Origin of the sequence: Enterobacter sp. MGH 33 (assembly GCF_000534535.1) — a bacterium.
GTDB classification, from domain to species: domain Bacteria; phylum Pseudomonadota; class Gammaproteobacteria; order Enterobacterales; family Enterobacteriaceae; genus Enterobacter; species Enterobacter hormaechei_C.
The window spans coordinates 3,051,533-3,071,597 of record NZ_KI973212.1; the positions used below are offsets into that span (position 1 = coordinate 3,051,533).

A 20,065-nucleotide genomic window follows, 5' to 3' on the forward strand; every position below is an offset into this window, starting at 1 on the left:
TAACGACCTGAGGCAGAACGGGCAATCAGAAACCAAGACTGTCCAGCAGATCGTCCACCTGATCCTGGCTCGCCACCACGCCCGCTTTGCTGGTGTCAAGCTGTGGACCATTGAGCAGGCTTTCGTTCTCGCGTTTCGGACGGGCAGCCGGTTCCGGTATGTTCTCCAGCAGTACCATCAGCAGCTGACGTTCAATCTCCTGAATCACATCCATCATGCGCTTGATCACCTGGCCGGTGAGGTCCTGGAAATCCTGTGCCATCATGATGTCCAGCAGTTGGGCATTGGTGAAGCTGGTGTGCCCCGGCACGTCACCCAGGTACTGACGGGTATCCGTTACCAGTTCGCGGGCATCCGCCAGCTCAATAGGGTTCTCAAACCACTCATCCCAGCGTTTGCTCAGCGCTTTCGCACCCTTCTCCATCGCATCCTGGTGCGGCTGCGAGGCTTCAACGCTGTTCAGCGCACGCTCGGCCGCCTGCGCGGTCATCTGTACGACGTAGTCCAGACGGTCGCGCGCGTCAGGGATGGCTTCCGCCGCTTCGGCGATAGCCTGGTCCAGCCCCAGCTCACGCAGGCTGTCACGCAGCATGCGGGTCAGGCTACCAATGCGGGCAATAATGTCGCTCGGCGAATGTTCTTCAACGGGTTTCATAGCAGGTTGCAACATATCCATCACCTCACATGCCGAGTTTCTCGAAGATCTTCCCGAGCTTCTCTTCCAGAGTCGCCGCGGTGAATGGCTTCACCACGTAGCCGCTTGCGCCCGCCTGTGCAGCGGCAATAATGTTCTCTTTCTTCGCTTCTGCGGTCACCATCAGCACCGGCAAAGAGGCCATGCCCGCATCCGCGCGGATGGTTTTCAGCAGTTCGAGACCGTCCATGTTCGGCATGTTCCAGTCGGAAATCACAAAACCAAACCCGCCAGCCTGGAGTTTGTTCAGCGCATCCACCCCGTCTTCTGCTTCTTCAACATTGTTGAAGCCCAGCTCTTTCAGCAGGTTGCGCACAATGCGACGCATGGTGGAAAAGTCATCCACAACCAAAAACTTAAGCTCTTTATCCGCCATAAAATAATACTCCTGAGTCAAATACGTATTGCCTGTCCGGCACTGATTTTCGCCAGCATCTGCTGGCTTACCTGGCTAAGATCGACCACTTCGCTTACGCCACCCATATTGATGGCCTCGCGCGGCATGCCGAACACCACACAACTTGCTTCATTCTGCGCAATCGTCCAGGCACCAGCCTGGTGCATCGCAAGCATTCCGGCGGCGCCGTCGTTGCCCATCCCCGTCAGGATCACCCCAACGGCGTTGCGCCCCGCATGTTTCGCCACCGAATGAAACAGCACATCCACCGACGGACGGTGCCGGTTAACCGGCGGCCCGTCATGAATTTTGATTTGATAGTTCGCCCCGCTGCGCGCCAGCTCCATGTGCTTGTCACCCGGGGCGATATAGGCGTGACCCGGCAGCACGCGCTCGCCGTCTTCCGCCTCTTTCACGCTGATCTGGCACAGCTTATTCAGGCGCTCCGCGAACGAACGGGTAAACCCTGGCGGCATATGTTGCGTGATCAGAATACCCGGGCTTGAGAGCGGCAATGGCTGGAGTACATGGCGAATTGCCTCTGTTCCTCCGGTTGACGCCCCAATGACCAGCAACTTTTCCGAGCTGAGTAACGGCCCTGCCTTCAGGGTTGCCGGAGCTGCCATCGGCTTGTGGGCCGCGAGTTTTGCGCGCGACGCGGTACGGATTTTCTCGGCGATCATCTCGCTGTACGCCAGCATCCCCTCGCGAATGCCGAGCTGCGGCTTGGTGACAAAATCCACCGCCCCCAGCTCCAGCGCGCGCAGGGTGATTTCTGAACCTTTACCGGTCAGAGATGACACCATCACCACCGGCATCGGGCGCAGGCGCATTAATTTTTCCAGGAAATCGATGCCATCCATGCGCGGCATTTCAACATCCAGCGTCAGCACGTCGGGGTTATATTTTTTGATTAAATCCCGCGCGACCAGCGGATCGGGTGCTGTCGCCACCATCTCCATATCGCTGTGGCTATTGATGATTTCGGTCATGATCTGACGCATCAGCGCCGAATCATCGACAGACAATACCCTGATTTTACTCATGCTTTTTCCTTACTCAGCGCATATACCGTTTGCCCACGCAGGCTAAACTCACGCACGAGGTTGCTGAAGTTTTCCGAGTGCCCGGCAAACAGTAAACCGTCAGGCTTGAGCAACGGAACAAAGCGACGCAGGATGTCCTGTTGCGTCGTTTTATCAAAATAGATCATCACGTTACGGCAAAAAATGGCGTCGAATGGCCCCGGCACGTTGTACTGCTTATCCAGTAAATTAACGGGAGCAAATTCCACGCAGTTCGCCAGCTCCTGGCGTACGCGCACCAGTCCTTCATGCGGGCCGGTACCGCGCATGAAGTAACGCTGTAGCTGCTGAGGAGACAGCGTTTTAAGCTCATCCTGGCGATAAACGCCGTTACGGGCTTTTTCCAGCACTTCGGTATCGATGTCGCTGGCGTACACTTTCCAGCGGCCCGGCGCCATGCCCAGGGTGTCCGCCAGGGTGATGGCCAGCGAGTACGGCTCTTCCCCGGTAGAGGCCGCCGCGCTCCAGACGCGATACTCCCCGCTACGGCGACGGGCGTGTTCCGCCAGCACCGGGAAGTGATGCGCCTCGCGGAAAAACGCGGTCAGGTTGGTGGTTAATGAGTTGATAAATGCCTGCCATTCGGCGCTGTTCTGGTTCGCTTCGAGCATGCTCAGATAGCGGCCAAAATCATCCAGCCCCAGCGTACGCAAGCGCCGCACCAGCCGGTTGTAGACCATGTCTCGCTTATGGTCCGCAAGCACGATCCCCGCACGCTGGTAGATTAACTGACATATCCGACGAAAATGCGCGTCGGACAGCGCGAGGCGCTGTGTCATCTGCAACAATAATGACGTTTGCCCTGAGGGCATGGGTGATGTCATAGCGCCTTCTTAATCACATTCAGGATACAACGGGCACGGCCTGTGACCGTCCGACTTCTGTTACTGCTTCAACGTGCTCTTTCACATTAAATACGGCGACCAACCCGGTAAGGTGATCCGCCTGGTTTGCCAGCTGATCGGTCGCCGCCGCCGCCTCTTCCACCAGTGAGGCGTTCTGCTGCGTAACCTGATCCATCTGTGTAACGGCCTGCGCCACCTGCTCAATACCACGGCGTTGTTCATCAGACGCCGAGGCAATCTCGCCCATAATGTCGTTAACCCGCGTCACGGAGGTGACAATCTCGTGCATGGTCTGCGCGGCGGTATCCACCAGCGCGGAGCCCTGCTGAACGCGGGAGACCGACTCTTCTATCAGCCCTTTGATCTCTTTCGCCGCATTGGCGCTGCGGCTGGCGAGGTTTCGGACTTCACCGGCAACTACCGCGAACCCGCGCCCCTGCTCCCCGGCACGCGCCGCTTCAACGGCCGCGTTCAGCGCCAGAATATTGGTCTGGAACGCGATCCCGTCGATGACGCTGATAATGTCGCCAATTTTCTGCGAGCTGGCGGCAATCTCCTGCATCGTACTGGCGACGTGAGAGGCCTGATCGCCCCCACGTTTCGCCGTCATCGCCGCCTGTTTTGACAAGTCGGACGCCTGACGCGCGTTATCGGCGTTCTGGCTTACCGTCGCGGTCAGCTGCTCCATGCTGGCCGCCGTCTGCGCCAGCGATGCCGCCTGCTGTTCGGTGCGGGATGAGAGATCGTTATTGCCTGCCGCAATCTCGGAGATCCCGGTATGCATGGCGTAACTGCCCTGGCGAACGTTGCTTACCGTTTCCCGCAGCGACCCCTGCATCGCCTTCAGGCTGGCGAAAATCGCTGATATTTCATTCCTGCCATACACGGCCACCGGACGCGCCAGATCGCCCTTCGCCATACTGTCGAAGTGGCTGCTGACGATGGCCAGCGGCTGGACGATCATTTTGCGCGACCACCACAGCGAGCCGCCGGTCAGCAGGGCGGCCAGGATCACCATGGTCAGGAAAATCGCCCCTGACATGCGGTAGCTGGTACGGCTGTCCGCACCGGCACGCGCCACAAACTGGTTAATATCCTGCTGCCAGGCGTTAAAGCTGCCGTCGAACGCCGCCTGAGACGCCTGCACCGGCGCGGTCAGGAAGTCAGAAAGCTGGTTGTTCTCCAGCCACGTCGCCTGATGGTCGAGATCGCCGTACCACACATCAAAGGTCTTTTTCATGGCGACTTTCAGCGCTTTCTCTTTCTCACTGACCGCCTCCTGCGCCGTAAAGGCCTTAAACTGCGCGTCGGCCTGCTTCAGGCTGCTGCGGGCCACGACCATCAGCGCCTTAATATCCTCCGGCGGATAGCTCAGCGCGGTTAACGTCCCTGCTTTGTTCAGCGCAGTGCTTGCCTGCAACAGCACGGCACGCGTTTGTGCCAGTGCGGAGCGCTGCTGATTACTCGTCTCAACTTCCTGCAAATTCTGATAGCCATCGCGAAACGCCCAGAAAGACAACCCGTTACTGCCAACCTGCAAAACCCCACACAGGATCAGAATCAAAAACAGTGTGGTCGAGATACGAATACGATTTAACATCCACGCTCCCATCAAGCGGCAAGCAGCCGCGGTTTAATTGTCAGTCAAAATGTTTCCCAGTTTTCATCTTGTCCGGTCACCGCTGCGCGCGTACGTGTTGTCACGGGCGCCGGGGTTGCTTCGCTGTACGCCGACCGCGAGCTGACCGTATTTGTCGTTTTTGAAGTAAGACGGAACGCCGAGACGGCCATTTTCAGGCGGCTCGCCTGGTCCTCCAGCGCAGCGGCCGCGGCAGCGGACTCCTGCACCAGGGCGGCGTTTTGCTGCGTCACACGATCCATTTCCGATACCGCCAGGGCGACCTGGTCAATACCACGACTCTGCTCATCCGATGCAGAGGCGATTTCACCCATGATGTCCGTCACGCGCGTCACGGCATTCACGATGTCATTCATGGTTTCACCCGCACTTTCCACCAGCACCGAGCCGGTATCCACGCGTGAAACAGAGTCTTCAATCAGGGCTTTGATCTCTTTCGCCGCATTGGCGCTGCGGCTGGCGAGGTTACGCACTTCGCCGGCGACCACGGCAAACCCGCGCCCCTGCTCGCCCGCACGCGCCGCTTCAACGGCCGCGTTCAGCGCCAGGATATTGGTCTGGAAGGCGATACCGTCGATTACGCTGATGATGTCGGCGATTTTCTTCGAGCTGTCGGCAATGTCATGCATGGTTTTCACCACGCCGTCGACCACCCGACCGCCGCGCTGGGCGGTGTCGGACGCGCTTTCTGCAAGCTGCGACGCCTGGCGGGCATTGTCGGCATTCTGCTTCACGGTCGCGGTGAGCTGCTCCATGCTGGCCGCCGTCTCTTCCAGAGCGGATGCCTGCTGTTCGGTACGGGACGAGAGATCGTTGTTGCCCATCGCGATTTCACTCGTGCCGGTATAGATGGCATCCGCCCCCTCGCGCACGTTGGCGACGGTATCAATCAGCGAACGCTGCATATGGTCGACGCTGGTTGCCAGCTCGGTGATCTCATTGCGGCCAGAAACGGTCAGCGTTTTCGTGAGATCGCCCCGGCCAATATCACGGATATGGGCAATGACGCGGCCAAGCGGGTTAAGCAGGATATGACGAATGCCGTACCACACGGCCACCAGTACGATGACCAGCGCGAGGGCGAGAACCGCCATCTGCCATTTCGCGAAACGGTAGTCGTTCTGGCTTTGCGTGAACGCGGAGTGATAAAGCTCGCCGCTGGCTTTAGCGTACTCGCCGAGTGCCGCGCCGAGGGCGTTCTGCATTCCCTGGGTCGGCTGCGCGAAATAGGCGTCCATATTGCCCATCTCCAGGAACTGCACCAGCTCCGTGAGGCCGGCGAAGTAGGCCTGATATTTTTCATCTATGTTCGCGCTCGCCTGCGCCATTGCCGGCTGAGGGGCGATTTTTTTGAAGGCGTCGTAATGTTTCGCCGCGTCTGCCAGCGTGGCGCGCGCATTCTTCAGCAGTTCCGTTTTTGCGCTGCTCTGCTGGTTATTTGGGTCCATCATCATGCGGGCAGACGAGCGGCTCAGGTTGATACGCGTCTGCAACATCAGATCCCAGGTCGTGGTCAGTTCGCTTTGCTGCATACGCAAATCGTTCGAGGCCGCGAAGCTGTCCTGGTTCTGTTTTAACGACGAGAAAAAGAGGCCGCCAGAAGTAAGCTGAAGAAGTGCGAAAATGACCAGCACCATCATAAGCATTGTGACAACGCGGATACGGTTCAACATACAACACCTTCTCATAGATTTATTAACGGTGTTATCGGCACAGGCCACAGGAACTTTACATTTGCGAAAGGGAAAAGCGCGGGAGTCAGAATGCGACGTCGACAATCAGCGTGTCGGTATAGGTTCCGGCAGGCGGCGTGGCCTGGCTGGTCAGAACTTTGGCGGTGTAGTTGTAGGTACGTAAAAGCCCGTCCGTACTGACCTGCGATGAGCTGGCGCTGGCCCAGCGCTCGCTGCCGCTGCTACCCCAGCGGTTGCTGGTCGCCTCTTTGTAGATGTCGTAACTCATGAAGTTGCTGCCGCTGACCATACGACGCACGTTGTTCAGGGCATTTGCCCCATTATTAATGCCTATGGTGTAGGTGCTGCCTTTGGTGCAGGTGACGGCAACCGACTGTGAAACGGTGGGAAAATTTTGCACCAGCGGCGCGCTGTTAAAATTCACGTCCGGCGTGGTCATGGTGCTGCAATCGTTGGTGACGGTCATGTTGAGGAGGATCGAGGTGGTTGCCGTACCGGTTTGCGGGGTCAGGCACGCTCCGACCGCGCCAACGGCGCACACGTTGTAGTTAATGCTGAACGTTAACAACACCTGATACGGCCCGGCGGTGACGTTCTGCCCCATTACGGTCCGGAAATAAAGGGGAATGTTGTAGCGCCTTGAACCCAGCAGCCCGAGCAGCGTGTTTCCGCTCCAGGTATAGGCTTTGCTGATTTGTATTTCACTGTTTCCGCCGCAGCCGGACGCCCCGCACAGCCGCGCAGGGATGACATCGGTAATAGCCGCGTTGTCCGTACGCTTCATGGTCGCCCGGCTATTCGCGAAGACGGATGCCGAGGTGTAATTCAGCGTCACCGAGTCGTTAGTTAACAGGTTGAGAACGGTATCGCAGGTCACCACCAGCGTGCCCGTCGTTTCCACTTCCCCGGTGCCGCTGAGTGCGAACGAGGTGACGCTGCCAAACGAGGCATTCACCGTACTGACGGTACAGGCCGCCCAGCTGCCGCCGGAGCACAGCAGCAGGAGCGCGATTAACAGGCGTCTCACGGCGCCTCCCGACAGGTCAGCGGACCGTAGGTTTGCAGCTTATGTTCAGGGTTTGCGCCAACGGTCAGCGTTGCCGTACAGCGTTTACCCTCCGGGGTGATGACCTCGAGCGGATTCACGTCGTTGAGGTTTTCCAGCCAGGCGAGGCCGTCGTAGCCGACAACCGCGCTGCTGCGGGACGCGCGTCTGACCTGGCTTCCTACCGGGATCGCATTGCCCTGCGCATCGTGCAGGATCACGCTGGCAACCCGCTCCTGCTCCATCGGGAAATCCACCAGATAACCGTTATGCCGACGAATCGCCACCCGACGCTCGGTCTCTTTCAGCCGGGTATCCGCAGGTAAGTTCAGGGTATCAATGCGGTAACTTGCCGGGTAATAGGCGGAAACGCCGCTCACCAGCAGATAGCCTTTGTTATTGGTTTTTCCGACCGGCTGGTTTTCGTAGCTGACGGGAACATCCGGATGACCGTCGGTGCTGATCACCACAAACGCATCGTTGATTTTGTTCGCCGCAAACAGCTCACCGTCCATCAGCACGACAGAGCCCATCGCCTCGCCCCACCAGGTCATCATGCCCTTCTCACCGTAGCCGCCGCCCTGTAGCTCCACGTTGTTATTCCGCCAGCCGAGCGTGGCCTGCTGATAGTTACTCGACCGCGACTGGTTGGCCCAGGCCATGTTCCAGCTAAAGCCGCCGTCTGAAGGCATCGAGTGGTTGTAGTTAATGCGTTGAGTGCTGCCTGCGTCAGGGGTGTTTTCAAAGGTGACGGCGGCGCTGTCACGTTCGCCGAGGGGAACCTGCAACGACAGCGCAACCGTCCAGTCGCCTCGCTGCTGGTCACGGCTGGCAGCCAGATAAATACTGCTTGAGCCCCACAGATTACGGCTCCAGGAGAGGTTGAGCAGTTCAGTTTTCTGGCTGTCAAAACTCTCAACGCCGATCCACGCCGCGCCGATATTGCCGTATCCGCCGAGGTTAAAGGTTAAGGAATACTGGTCGGTATTGCGGCTCAGGCTGGCAACGGGGTTATCATTTTCATCATAAACGGTGGGCTGATCGTACAGGGCGAGATTGCCGAAGCCACGGTCGCGTCGGGTATGCTGGGTCGCTACGCTAAACTCGCTGGTGTTGTACTGATAGCCCCAGTTTATCTGGCCGCCGCTATCGCCGCGCATGCGGCTTTGGGTCCACGAGGTATTTACCACGCCAAAACGCCCGAGCTTCAGCACCGTGCCCGCACCGCCGAGCGCCAGCGACTCCGCCCCTTCCGCATGCCCCTCCAGCGTCAGCCAGTCGGTCACCCCGTAGCGGTACGATCCGCTGCCCGCCGCCGGGCCATAGTCAAAATTCTCAATACCGTAGTTACGCCGCAGGCTGCCCAGCGTCACGGCGCCGTCGCTTAACCCCTGCTTAAGCAGATCGCTGCTGACATAAAACGGCAGCGTGGTACTCACCTGACGTCCCAGCGCATCCGTGGTAACCAGTACCGCATCCCCGGCACCGTTGATATACGGCAGATTGGTGAGGGTAAACGGCCCCGGCTGAAGGCGGGTGGAGCCGGAACGGTAGCCATTAATAAAGAGATCGACCGAGGTCGGGACGGCCGCCTCGCCGGAAAACGCGGGCAGTGGCCAGGTCACCAGATCCGGACGCAGGGAGAAGTCGCGCCCGTAGCTGATCCCGCCCATGCGCACGCTGGTGCTCCAGCTCAGCGCATCGCTGATGACGTCCCCGGCGGACCAGGTGGTGGCATCCTCTTCGTTGGTGATCAGTAACGTAGAGTCATAACGCACATACCCTTCCTGCTGTCCGCTGTTACCGGTGAAATTCTGCCGGGCGTAGCCCGTCGATGAAAATGAATAATCCTCATTGAAATAACGGAACTCGTGCCAGACCGACGCCTGGCCGCCCGTGTGTTCGGAATGATTGGTATAAACGTCGTAATTGAGCAGCGCGCCGCGGCCATAGTGCGGTTTGCTTTGCGTGCTCTGCTCACTGAAAGGCGTGATCCGCGCGGCAACCCAGTCCCGGGGGACCGTCAGCAACAGGCGCTGGGCCGTGCTGTCGTACTCTGCGCGTACCGACGTAAGCGTCGAGAGATTCACCTCTCCGGCTGGCACATGCGCGGGCGGCAGCCCGGCGCGGAGCAAATCCGCGCCCGAAATAAACCAGGCGCCCTCACGCTGCGTCACCGGCACCACCAGACCCGTGTCATAGTGGTTCAGCACCAGGGCGAGCTGGAATACTGCTTCGCCGTTCATCGTCCGTGCATCCGGCGGCGGCGGTAAACTGTCGTCGCCGGTTTCGGCAAAGGCGCTGGTACTGACGCAAAGCAGGATCATCATCGCCGGTTTCAGTTGACGGGCGTCGATTGCCATTGCGTATCCCTGGCATTAATTTGCGCGCTCATCCGGTTCGGCTGATAAATCCCTGCCGGAAGCGGCCAGCTTCGGGTGCTGCCTGGCAGCACATAACCCAGCAGCCCCTCGGCAACCGTGCGTTTTTGCCCGCCCTGCTCAACCGCAACCTGGCTGAGCCGGACGTGAACATCCCCCTGATTACGGACCTGAAACGCGGGTTTCCCCCCCTCCTGAACGACCCGCCAGCTCAGCTGTTGCGTGTTCGCCAGCGCGTGGTGCGCCCCTTCGTTGAGGGTGGGGATCCCCTGCCCATAAACAAATAAAGGAATCGAATAGCGCATTTGCAGTTTGAGGCCCATGGACGGTTCCGCTTTGGCATCCGGCTGGGGAATTTCATCCACAATAATGCGGTAAGCCTGCTCAACCCCCGACGGGATCGTCCCCTGCTTGATGAGGCGAATAAGCTGTTTACTGCCTTTGGCGATGGTCACGATCGGCGGGCTGGCAACCACATCCTGCTGGGCGGTGTATCGCTCATATCCTCCCTCCTGCTTCCAGCGCACAATACGCACCTGCATTGTCGTGGCGCTGTTGCCCTGATTCTGGATCCACAATTCAGTTGCTCTGGCCTCTGCCGACAGCCACGGATCGATGGGCCACAGAAGAATGGTTGCCGCTGCCTGCGCCTGGCCCGCTGCCAGAGCCGTTGCCCCCAACAGACCCACCAGGCCCGATCGCCTGAAAAATGGCTTCATCGATGTTCTCCCTTTCCTACCATGACAAGGTCACGGTGAGTTGATCTGAATATGTTCCCGGCAGGCTAAACCCCGTCAGGAGCGCGACGCCAAAAAGAGGCAGCGCGATGTTATTGCTGTTGGTATAGGTAATCGGTATGGCCTGGTTAACCCCAATTTCACTGTTCGCCGCCAGAGAGCTGCTGCTATAGAGCCGGTAACCAACAACTTCGGTCCCGCCTGAACGCGTCATCCGTCGCACCGAGCTGTAATTCTGGCCGCCGTCAATGCTCATGCTCAGCGCCACGCCCGGCGTGCAGGCGATGGACAACGCGCCGTCGGCGACAAAGCTGGTGCTGACCGGCGTGTTGTCCACGCCATTGCGGGTTCCAAAATCCAGCGTCCCAAAGCGCCCGCCCGTGCCGGTACTCACCGAGCACCCTGGTACTACCGTCGCGCTCACCCTGAAGGACTGGGAGGTTACCGCCCCGGCGTCGCAGATCATCATCAGCGCGACGATCAGAGCCAAAAAAGGGTGCACGACGCCCTCTGCGCTTTCGCGCAGACATAAACACAATGCCTTCATGGCTGAATCAGTAGGTGACGCTGACGTTAATCGTGTCGGTATAGGTTCCCGGTACAACCGTTACGCTATTGCCGCCGCCCGTTATGCGCCCGTAGAGGGTATAGCTGTTCACCCCGCCCGCTGTGGAAGCTACGGGCAACGCGGCGTTGTTAGCGATCACGTTATTGTACCCGCTGTCGCTATAGAGGCTGTATGCCACGCCCTGTGCCGCATTGGCGGTGTTCACCAGATAGCGGGCGGGTGTGCCAGGGGTGCCAACAACGGTTCCGGGTGCGGTCGCGTTGGTGTTGCCGGTGATCGCCACCGTGTAACTGGCAGTGGTACATTGAATGGTAAAGGTGTTTCCGCCGCTGGCTCCGGTTAACTGGGTTGTCAGGGTGGAGAATGTCGCAGGATGGGTCCCGAAATCGAGTGTCCCGAAGTTAATGCCGTTTTGCGTTGGCGAGCCGTTGATCAAACAACCGTTCGTCAGCGTCAGCGTCGCCCCGATAGTACCGCTACTGGTGACTGCCAGCGCCTGACCGACAGTCGCCGCCGACAGCAGTGTACCCGCGCAGATAAAAAGAAGTTTTCTTTTCATTTACCACCCTCCAGAAGAAATAATGGTTCGCTTGCCCTATTTTATTCATACTGTTCAATATGTTAGCCCCGCTTAAACATTCCCCGGCGCGGTTACTGAGAATTTAGTTTATGGTTCACGCTTCAACCACTTTCAACGAAGGTGAGACACCCGCCCTCCAATTAACAGACTATTAACAAACATTACAAAGAGTTAGCAAAATAAAACGGGCATTATTCTTGCTTAATTTGAGGATATATCGCCTGTAATGTGATCCGCGTCACAATATATCGTCATTGTAAAAACAACGAATTTCATAAAAATTAAAAACAAGTTGTAACTCACGCAGCTTTACTTCAATTTATGCCCCGAATATTTTCCTGCGCTTAAATAAAAATTTTGTATGCATTGACGCAGGAAACTCTTTTAGCGCATAGAGGATCTTTTTGTGGCAAGTGCAAACAAACTCACGCTCTTCATCGTGATTTTCATGCTGGCGGGCATTCTTTCAGGTGCGGCAATCCATGAGTATGCTTCGCCCGACGCGATACAGGCCTGGTCGGAGAACATCACCCTGCTGACCGATATTTTCCTGCGGCTGATTAAGATGGTGATTGCCCCGCTGGTGTTCAGCACCCTGACGGTGGGCATTATGAAGCTGGGTGAAACGTCGACGATTGGACGCGTCGGGGGTAAAGCGATGGTGTGGTTTATCAGCTCATCCGTGCTTTCCATTCTGGTGGGGCTGTTTATTGTTACCCTTGAACAACCCGGCAGCGGTCTGAACCTGAGCATTCCGACAGAGACGGTTGATACCGGCCTGGCCGTTAGCGGGATGTCGCTGAAAGCCTTCCTGTCACACACCATTCCAACCAGCATTGCCGGCGCGATGGCGAACAATGAGATCCTGCAAATTGTGGTCTTCTCGATGTTCTTCGGTATCGGCGGCGCGTCATTAGGTCAAAAATTCAACTCCCCGCTGGTGGCGGCGCTGGATGTGGTCTCCCACATTATGCTGAAAGTGACGGGCTACGTGATGTACGTTGCGCCGCTGGCCATTTTTGCCGCGATTTCGTCCGTGATTGCCACTCAGGGTCTGGGCATTTTGCTGAACTATGCCTCGTTCATTGGCGGTTACTATGTGGCGATCCTTCTGACCTGTCTGGTATTGCTGGCGGTAGGTTACATGGTACTGAAAAAAGAGATTTTACGTCTGGTGGCGATGCTGAAAGATCCGGTGCTGGTCGCGTTTACCACCAGCAGCTCAGAAGCGGCATACCCGAAAACGCTGGAGCAGTTAGCGCGCTTCGGCTGTTCACGTAATATCGCCTCTTTCGTCCTGCCGATCGGCTACTCGTTTAACCTGGTCGGCTCCATGGTGTACTGCTCGTTCGCCTCGATGTTTATCGCCCAGGCATACAACATTCACCTGAGTTTCACCGAGGTGACGGTGCTAATGTTAACGTTGATGCTGGCCTCGAAAGGGATTGCGGGCGTACCGCGCTCGTCGCTGGTGGTGCTGGCGGCGACCATTCCGAGCTTTAACATTCCGGTGGCCGGGATCCTGCTCCTGATGGGGATTGACCATTTCCTGGATATGGGACGATCGGCCATCAACGTGCTGGGGAACGGGATTGCAACGGCGATGCTGTCGCAGAATGAAGGGGCGCGGGAAGCGGAAGCAGCGCTGGTGGAGCAGGAGGCGTAAGGTTACAAAAGAGCCGGGTGGCGCTGACGCTTACCCGGCCTACGTGTTCGAGCCATTTGTAGGCCGGGTAAGGCGAAGCCGCCACCCGGCTTTGTTTTATGCTACATGATTCGCCGCGATATCCAGCAGCGCCATCTCTTCGCTGTTCAGCAGCTTCTCAATATTCACCAGAATCAGCATACGCTCGCCGAGCGCACCCAGCCCCGTCAGGTATTCCGTCGACAGCGTGACCGCAAACTCCGGCGCAGGACGGATTTGATCGGCGGTCAGCGACAGCACATCAGACACGCCATCCACCACGATCCCCACCACGCGCTGCCCCAGATTCAGGACGATCACCACCGTGTTATCGTTGTACTCCACATCGCCCTGGCTAAACTTCACGCGCAGGTCCACGATAGGCACAATCACACCGCGCAGGTTGGTCACACCCTTGATAAACGCTGGCGTGTTCGCAATGCGCGTTACCTGGTCGTAACCGCGAATTTCCTGCACTTTCAGGATGTCGATACCGTACTCTTCATCCCCTAAAGTGAAAACCAGGAATTCCTGTCCAGATGGCTCGCCCGCCAGTTTCGTTACGTTACTCATACCGGTCATGTTATTACCTTTTACTTAATCAGGCGGCTGTGTTCGCCACACGTTGTTCACGATTTAATCCCTGAAGTGCCGATACATCGACGATCAGCGCGACGCTACCATCACCCAGGATGGTGGCAGCAGAGATCCCCGGCACTTTGCGGTAGTTACTTTCCAGGTTCTTAACCACCACCTGATGCTGACCAATCAGCTGATCGACCAGCAGCGCGTAGCGGCGTCCGGCGCTTTGCAGGATCACAACGATACCCTGCGTGGCCTCGGTTTTTGCCCCGTCCACTTCAAACACTTTCCACAGTTCCACCAGCGGCAGGTACTCGCCGCGCACTTCGAGCACGCGCTCGCCGCCCGCCAGCGGATGCAGATCTTCTTCACGCGGCTGGAGGGACTCCATCACCGCGTTCAGCGGCAGAATAAAGACTTCGTCCGCCACTTTAACGGACATGCCGTCAAGAATGGCCAGCGTCAGCGGCAACAGGATACGAATCGTGGTGCCCGCGCCCTGCTTAGACTGGATCTCAACGTGACCGCCCATCTCCTGAATGTTACGTTTCACCACGTCCATGCCCACGCCGCGGCCGGAAACGTCGGTGACCTGCTCTGCGGTTGAGAAGCCCGGGGCAAAAATCAACATACCCACTTCTTCGTCGGTCATATTTTCGTTGACCGCCATTCCCTGCGAAATCGCCTTCGCCAGAATGCGCTCGCGGTTCAGGCCCGCGCCGTCATCGGTCACTTCGATGCAGATGTTGCCGCCCTGATGTTCCGCTGACAGGATCAGGTTGCCCACGGGCGATTTTCCGGCTGCTACGCGGTTTTCCGGCAGCTCGATGCCGTGGTCGAGGCTGTTACGCACCAGGTGCGTTAACGGATCGATAATGCGTTCAATCAGGCTCTTGTCCAGCTCGGTGGAGCTGCCCATCAGCGTGAGTTCGATCTGTTTGTTGAGCTTGCCGGCCAGGTCGCGCACCAGGCGCGGGAAGCGGCTGAAGACATATTCCATCGGCATCATGCGGATGGACATCACCGATTCCTGTAAATCGCGGGCGTTACGTTGTAACTGGCCCATGCTGGTGATGAGATCGCCATGGGTCACCGGGTCCAGCTCGTTGGAGCGCTGGGCCAGCATCGACTGGGTGATGACCAGTTCACCCACCAGGTTGATCAGCTGATCCACTTTCTCCACCGCCACGCGAATGCTCGTGGACTCGCTGGAACGCGCCGCTGGTTTTTCACCGCGGGCCGGAGCGGCCGTCTCTTTTGGCACGGCTTTCAGGGCCGGGGCAGCGGCAACTACCGCAGGGGTATTCTCTGCCGGAGCAGGCGCTTCAACGGCCGCCGCCTCGGTTTCAAACGCAATCTGATCCGCTTCAATCACGAAGCAGAGCACCGCCACGATGTCATCCTGGCCAATCCCGCCGTCGAGCGTCGCGGCCAGGCTGTCTTTGCCCTTCACCACGTTGCTGAGCGTCGCCAGGTTCCCCAGCTCCTCTTCCAGCAGGTTGACCTCGTTCTCCTTCAGACGTGACAGCACTACGCGCAGTTTTCCTGCGGGCGCGTCAGGCGCCGTATCGGGTTCGGCCACGGCGTCAACAACGCTCAGTTTTGCCGCAGGGACAGCGGGCGCAGACGCCTCACCTTTGGCTTCCAGCGCTAACTGACGCAGCGCGTTGCAGATGTATTCAAAGCTGGCGGCATCAGGCTCTGCCGAACTTTTATAGGCGTCGAGCTGTTCCTGCATAATATCTTTCGTTTCCAAAAACAGGTTGATAATGTCGGTATTGAGCTGCATCTCACCGCGTCGTGCTTCATCCAGCAGGTTTTCCATTAAATGGGTGGTTTCCTGCAAAATGGTAAATCCAAACGTTCCGGCTCCGCCTTTAATGGAATGCGCCGCACGGAAGATGGCATTGAGCTGTTCTGAGTCCGGTGCCTCGGGCACCAGATCCAGCAAATGTTGCTCCATATCGGCCAACAATTCGTCGGCTTCATCAAAAAATGTCTGGTAAAAATCGGTAATATCCATGCTCACGCTATCACCTCGGATTGGCTGGTGGCGATGTTGGAACGGCAGCCGAAGGGACGGCCCCAGGCTGTTTTAAATCGTCCAGTGACTCATTCTGACTTTCGGCGTTTTCATGCAGGATGGCCTGCTCCGCCTGCTGGTTCAGCACTAAAAGACTGATACGACGGTTGATGGCGTCATCCGGTCCGCGGTCAGTCAGGCGCATGGTTGCAGCCATGCCGACCACGCGCAGGACCTTGCCATCATCAAGCCCACCCGCCACCAGCTCGCGACGCGAGGCGTTGGCGCGATCGGCAGAAAGCTCCCAGTTGCTGTATCCCTTCTCTCCCGTGGCGTACGGGAAATCATCCGTGTGTCCGGACAGGCTAATGCGGTTAGGAATACCGTTCAGCACCGGTGCAATCGCACGCAGAATATCGCGCATGTAGGGCTCCACGTCGGCGCTGCCGGTTTTAAACATCGGCCGGTTCTGGCTGTCGATGATCTGAATACGCAGCCCTTCCTGTACCAGGTCAATTTTCAGATGCGGACGCAGCGCGCGCAGCTTAGGGTCTGCTTCAATCAGCTGATCCAGGTCACCGCGCAGTTTTTTCAGACGCGCCTGCTCCATCTTTTTTTTCAGCTCGTCGATGTTAGGCTGTTTTTTCACTTCACCCTGCTGCTGGGTGTAATCGTCACCGCCGCCGGGGATCGGGCTGTCGCTGTTAGAAATGCGCGGCCCGCCGGTAACCGCCGTCGCCAGCGGCGTTCTGAAATATTCCGCAATCTGAATAAGCTCTTTCGGGCTGGAGATGGAGATTAGCCACATCACCAGAAAGAAGGCCATCATGGCGGTCATAAAGTCGGCGTACGCGATCTTCCAGGAGCCGTGAGAACCGTGCCCGTGCCCCTTATGCTTGCGCTTTTTTACGATGACGATCGGATGGGACTGGTTTTTCATGCGTCCTCAGTTGTCGTCTGTTGGTTAGGGTTTTTCACCGCGCGCACGTGCTCTTCCAGTTCGATAAACGACGGACGTTCGCTGGAGTAAAGCGTCTTACGACCAAATTCGACGGCAATCGGTGGCGCATAGCCGTTGAGGTTTGAGAGCAGCGTAATTTTCACGCACTGCATCATTTTGGTGGTTTCGGCGCTCTTCTGGCGCAGCACGCTCGCCAGCGGGGAGATAAAGCCGTAGGCCAGTAAAATACCGAGGAACGTCCCCACCATCGCGTGGGCAATCAGCGCCCCCAGTTCAGCCGCCGGGCGATCCGCCGAGGCCAGGGCATGAACGACGCCCATGACCGCCGCCACGATGCCGAACGCCGGAAGCGAGTCGCCCACCAGCGCCAGGCTGTTGGCCGGTACTTCGGACTCGCTCTCGTGGGTTTCGATCTCTTCGTCCATCAGGGCTTCAATTTCGAAGGTGTTCATGTTGCCGCTGATGATCAGTCGCAGGTAATCGACGATAAAATCGAGCATCATCGCGTCGGCCAGAATACGCGGGTAGCTGGCGAAAATTTCGCTCTCTTTCGGGTTTTCGATGTCCCGCTCCAGCGAGAACATCCCCTGCTGACGTGACTTCGCCATCAGGCGATAGAGCAGCGCCAGCAGATCCATATACATGCTTTTGGTGTATTTCGAGCGACGAAACAGCAGCGGAATCGCCTTCAGCGTGCCCTTGATCGATTTACCGTTGTTACCAACGATAAAAGCCCCTACCCCTGCACCGCCGATGATGACAAGTTCAGCCGGTTGATAGAGTGCTCCAAGGTGCCCGCCGGTCATCATGTAACCGCCGAAAACTGTACCGAGAACTACCAGGTAACCTAATAAGATAAGCACGACATCATCCTTCCGCTAGTGACTATGGCAGGACGTTCATTTCGAGCGCATGACCTGAACGCAGGGTAAAAAAAAGCAGCGGTAATCGCTTACCGCTGCTGGAATCTTGCCCACAGGTTCGGGTTAAACAGCGTGTTCGATCTGTTCATCCAGCAGTTGTGGAATAATATCGGCAGCATCCCGGGAAAGTTTACGTCTTTTTACGGCTCGGGATGGAGGCTGGCACAAACTACAGGCGAAGCTGCCCGCAGGCTGGTGCGCGTGGGTAATGAAATTGCCGTCACAGCAGTTGCAGCGGGACAATTCAAGCATTCCGCTTTCAACAAAACGCACCAGCGTCCAGGCGCGGGTCAGCGCCAGCAGGGGTCCCTCTTCCTGCTGCGGGCATTGCTCAAGGTAAAGTTTGTAGGCTTTGATCACGGCATCAACGCCGCTGCATAAGCCCGTTTTAAGCAGGTACTGCCAGGCGTTACAGAACATGGAAGCATGAATGTTCTGCTCCCAGGTCATGAACCAGTCAGTCGAAAACGGCAGCATGCCTTTTGGCGGCGGGCTACCACGCAATTCTTTGTACAGCTTGATCAGACGACCACGGCTCAGCTGCGTCTCGCTTTCCAGCATTTGTAAACGCGCACCGAGCGTGATGAGTTCCATCGCCAGCTGGATATCACGGGCTTCCTGAACAATGCTTTTTTCGCTCATTGTTAAGCCCTTTTCTTCCGGGCTACGTCATCAGGCTGGCTGATTTCGTTGAGCAGGCGGGTGGAGAGAAGAATACCAGTGTGGATCTGTTGCAGATCGTCCACGCGGGATTCCTGAGTCAGACGCGTAATGGTCTGCGGGTTATCAAAACGGAACTGGCAGACAAGTTGATTGGTTTCAGCCAGCTTGACCATTTGCGGGAGGGTTAATCCACCCAGCATGGTTGCCATCTCTTCGTTAACACCCAGACGAAACATCGCTGACGGTTTGTCCTGACTAATCAAACGCTGCGCGAGCAATAAATACGACAAATTGATGTCATAAATATGTTTTAGCAACTCGGATGTATGCATTTTTCCCATCCCGAATAACCAACTATTATTTTTATGCGGAAAGACCGCACCCCGTGATGTCGCCGGGAAATCACCCGGTATAAAAAGAAAAGGCCAAATGCATAGTTGAATTTAGGTTTGTACGTCGTAAAGCGCGTGACCGGTTAACATGGCCAAAATGTCGGTTACACATTTTATCTTTTCTTACAAATAACTAAGATTTTTCCTAATTCGACGCAAACTCTACTCGTCAGTTTTGACACATACAATGCAGCCCCCCCTGGAATTTAAAAAAAATGTGATCTACGTCACATAATTTACGCGAATGTAACCCATAAATCCATCAGCGTGACTTGTAATTTGACTATTTATTGAGCAACTGAAGCTTGTTTATATTCTTATGGAACGAATACTCATGCAGAGGGATGAGGGGATCGGGTATGAAAATTGCTACGTCGAAGAAGCACTGCCCTTTCGCGTCACAACGGGCGCGAACGCCAGAGAAGAGGCGGAGTTAATTAAGTAAAAACAGCAGCTTAAGTTTTCCTTTCGAGAAAAAAGTTTCCATGGGTAACCATCACGCTTGCGTTGACGATCGGTTAACGCGATTTAACAGCACGGAAGGCTAAATGTGTGATTTACGTTAAGTTGTTAATTACTTTCATTTAGCGTCCCCATTTCGTTATTCTTCTTATAAGAATAATTAATGAATAATTATGATAAGCTTCACACTATTGTCGCATGTGCCTCTTGCAGAAGCGGCAGATTCGCGGTAAAGCTTGAGAAACGTGTCATTCTGACATAAAAGGAGTGTGTGATGAGTTACTCCCATCTTCTTGTTTCTGTTGCGGTTTCCCCCGAAAGTCATCAACTCGTCGCCCGTGCCGTTTCCATTGCCCGCCCGAATAATGCCCGCATAAGTCTGATCACCCTGGCAGCTGAACCCGAAATGTATAATCAACTGGCAGCGCCAATGCTGGAAGATATTCGTGAGGTTCTTCAGGAGGAAACGCAGCAATTTCTGCGCGAGCTGGTTGAGCGGGCAAAATATCCTGTCCACCAGACGGTGATTGCCACCGGCGAGTTAAGTGGACATATTCTCGACATTTGTCAGAAACAGAATGTTGACCTTGTCATTTGCGGAAATCATAACCAGAGCTTTTTTTCCCGGGCGGCATGCTCGGCAAAATCCATCGTTTCGTCAAGCCAGGTGGATGTCCTGCTGGTGCCTCTCGGGGGCAATTAATGCCCCC

The 20,065-nt window shown here is 56.7% G+C and carries 19 protein-coding genes; 2 read left to right on the top strand and 17 right to left on the bottom strand.

Features of this window, described 5'->3' with window-relative positions; translation table 11 throughout:
- Positions 1-25: 25 nt before the first annotated feature.
- The 11 genes from cheZ to L379_RS09740 all read right to left on the bottom strand — a co-directional run bounded on the left by cheZ (position 26) and on the right by L379_RS09740 (position 11,644).
- Positions 26-670 carry a protein phosphatase CheZ gene (gene cheZ, locus L379_RS09790; RefSeq protein WP_003859718.1) on the bottom strand — a complete coding sequence of 215 codons (645 nt, stop codon included), beginning with the start codon at positions 668-670 and terminating at the stop codon, positions 26-28.
- A 10-nt stretch (positions 671-680) separates the two neighbouring features.
- On the bottom strand, positions 681-1,070 hold the full coding sequence (gene cheY / locus L379_RS09785; protein WP_000763862.1) for a chemotaxis response regulator CheY: 390 nt from the start codon (positions 1,068-1,070) through the stop codon (positions 681-683).
- A gap of 17 nt (positions 1,071-1,087) precedes the next feature.
- Complete coding sequence (locus L379_RS09780) at positions 1,088-2,137, bottom strand: protein-glutamate methylesterase/protein-glutamine glutaminase (protein WP_014884341.1); 1,050 nt, start codon at positions 2,135-2,137, stop codon at positions 1,088-1,090.
- Positions 2,134-3,000, bottom strand: coding sequence for a protein-glutamate O-methyltransferase CheR (cheR, locus tag L379_RS09775; protein ID WP_017384409.1), 867 nt, complete (start codon positions 2,998-3,000; stop codon positions 2,134-2,136). Before cheR ends, L379_RS09780 begins: the two co-directional genes overlap by 4 nt.
- Before the next feature lie 19 nt (positions 3,001-3,019).
- Complete coding sequence (gene tap / locus L379_RS09770) at positions 3,020-4,621, bottom strand: methyl-accepting chemotaxis protein IV (protein ID WP_017693235.1); 1,602 nt, start codon at positions 4,619-4,621, stop codon at positions 3,020-3,022.
- Positions 4,622-4,665: 44 nt separating this feature from the next.
- Positions 4,666-6,333, bottom strand: coding sequence for a methyl-accepting chemotaxis protein II (gene tar / locus L379_RS09765; protein ID WP_023303904.1), 1,668 nt, complete (start codon positions 6,331-6,333; stop codon positions 4,666-4,668).
- 85 nt (positions 6,334-6,418) lie between these two features.
- Positions 6,419-7,381 (bottom strand): Csu type fimbrial protein, encoded by a 963-nt coding sequence (locus tag L379_RS09760; protein WP_017384412.1) that lies wholly within the window; start codon positions 7,379-7,381, stop codon positions 6,419-6,421.
- Positions 7,378-9,762 (bottom strand): fimbria/pilus outer membrane usher protein, encoded by a 2,385-nt coding sequence (locus L379_RS09755; protein ID WP_023303905.1) that lies wholly within the window; start codon positions 9,760-9,762, stop codon positions 7,378-7,380. Before L379_RS09755 ends, L379_RS09760 begins: the two co-directional genes overlap by 4 nt.
- Positions 9,738-10,499, bottom strand: coding sequence for a fimbrial biogenesis chaperone (locus L379_RS09750; RefSeq protein ID WP_032654003.1), 762 nt, complete (start codon positions 10,497-10,499; stop codon positions 9,738-9,740). Before L379_RS09750 ends, L379_RS09755 begins: the two co-directional genes overlap by 25 nt.
- A 16-nt stretch (positions 10,500-10,515) precedes the next feature.
- A complete protein-coding gene (locus L379_RS09745) occupies positions 10,516-11,064 on the bottom strand; it encodes a Csu type fimbrial protein (protein WP_015570265.1) in 549 nt (182 codons plus the stop codon).
- 7 nt (positions 11,065-11,071) lie between these two features.
- Complete coding sequence (locus L379_RS09740; protein WP_023303908.1) at positions 11,072-11,644, bottom strand: Csu type fimbrial protein; 573 nt, start codon at positions 11,642-11,644, stop codon at positions 11,072-11,074.
- Positions 11,645-12,071: 427 nt separating this feature from the next.
- Between L379_RS09740 and L379_RS09735 the strand changes: the two genes are divergently transcribed.
- The gene (locus L379_RS09735) at positions 12,072-13,331 is read left to right on the top strand and encodes a dicarboxylate/amino acid:cation symporter (RefSeq protein WP_023303909.1); all 1,260 of its coding nucleotides are present in this window, start codon (positions 12,072-12,074) and stop codon (positions 13,329-13,331) included.
- A 96-nt stretch (positions 13,332-13,427) separates the two neighbouring features.
- Here L379_RS09735 and cheW read toward each other — a convergent pair whose 3' ends face one another.
- From cheW to flhD, 6 genes are all read right to left on the bottom strand, one after another.
- The gene (cheW, locus tag L379_RS09730) at positions 13,428-13,931 is read right to left on the bottom strand and encodes a chemotaxis protein CheW (protein ID WP_003859699.1); all 504 of its coding nucleotides are present in this window, start codon (positions 13,929-13,931) and stop codon (positions 13,428-13,430) included.
- Between the two features lie 19 nt (positions 13,932-13,950).
- Positions 13,951-15,960 carry a chemotaxis protein CheA gene (gene cheA / locus L379_RS09725; RefSeq protein WP_017384416.1) on the bottom strand — a complete coding sequence of 670 codons (2,010 nt, stop codon included), beginning with the start codon at positions 15,958-15,960 and terminating at the stop codon, positions 13,951-13,953.
- A 4-nt stretch (positions 15,961-15,964) separates the two neighbouring features.
- Positions 15,965-16,894: a flagellar motor protein MotB gene (motB, locus tag L379_RS09720; RefSeq protein ID WP_017693230.1), complete on the bottom strand. Its 930-nt coding sequence runs from the start codon at positions 16,892-16,894 to the stop codon at positions 15,965-15,967.
- Entirely contained in the window at positions 16,891-17,778 is an 888-nt protein-coding gene (motA, locus tag L379_RS09715) for a flagellar motor stator protein MotA (protein ID WP_003859696.1), read from the bottom strand. Before motA ends, motB begins: the two co-directional genes overlap by 4 nt.
- A 123-nt stretch (positions 17,779-17,901) precedes the next feature.
- The gene (gene flhC / locus L379_RS09710) at positions 17,902-18,480 is read right to left on the bottom strand and encodes a flagellar transcriptional regulator FlhC (RefSeq protein WP_003859695.1); all 579 of its coding nucleotides are present in this window, start codon (positions 18,478-18,480) and stop codon (positions 17,902-17,904) included.
- A 2-nt stretch (positions 18,481-18,482) separates the two neighbouring features.
- Positions 18,483-18,833 carry a flagellar transcriptional regulator FlhD gene (gene flhD, locus L379_RS09705; RefSeq protein WP_003859693.1) on the bottom strand — a complete coding sequence of 117 codons (351 nt, stop codon included), beginning with the start codon at positions 18,831-18,833 and terminating at the stop codon, positions 18,483-18,485.
- Positions 18,834-19,629: 796 nt separating this feature from the next.
- On the opposite strand from flhD, the gene uspC reads away from it, so the two are divergent.
- The gene (uspC, locus tag L379_RS09700; protein WP_017384418.1) at positions 19,630-20,058 is read left to right on the top strand and encodes a universal stress protein UspC; all 429 of its coding nucleotides are present in this window, start codon (positions 19,630-19,632) and stop codon (positions 20,056-20,058) included.
- Positions 20,059-20,065 lie beyond the last annotated feature (7 nt).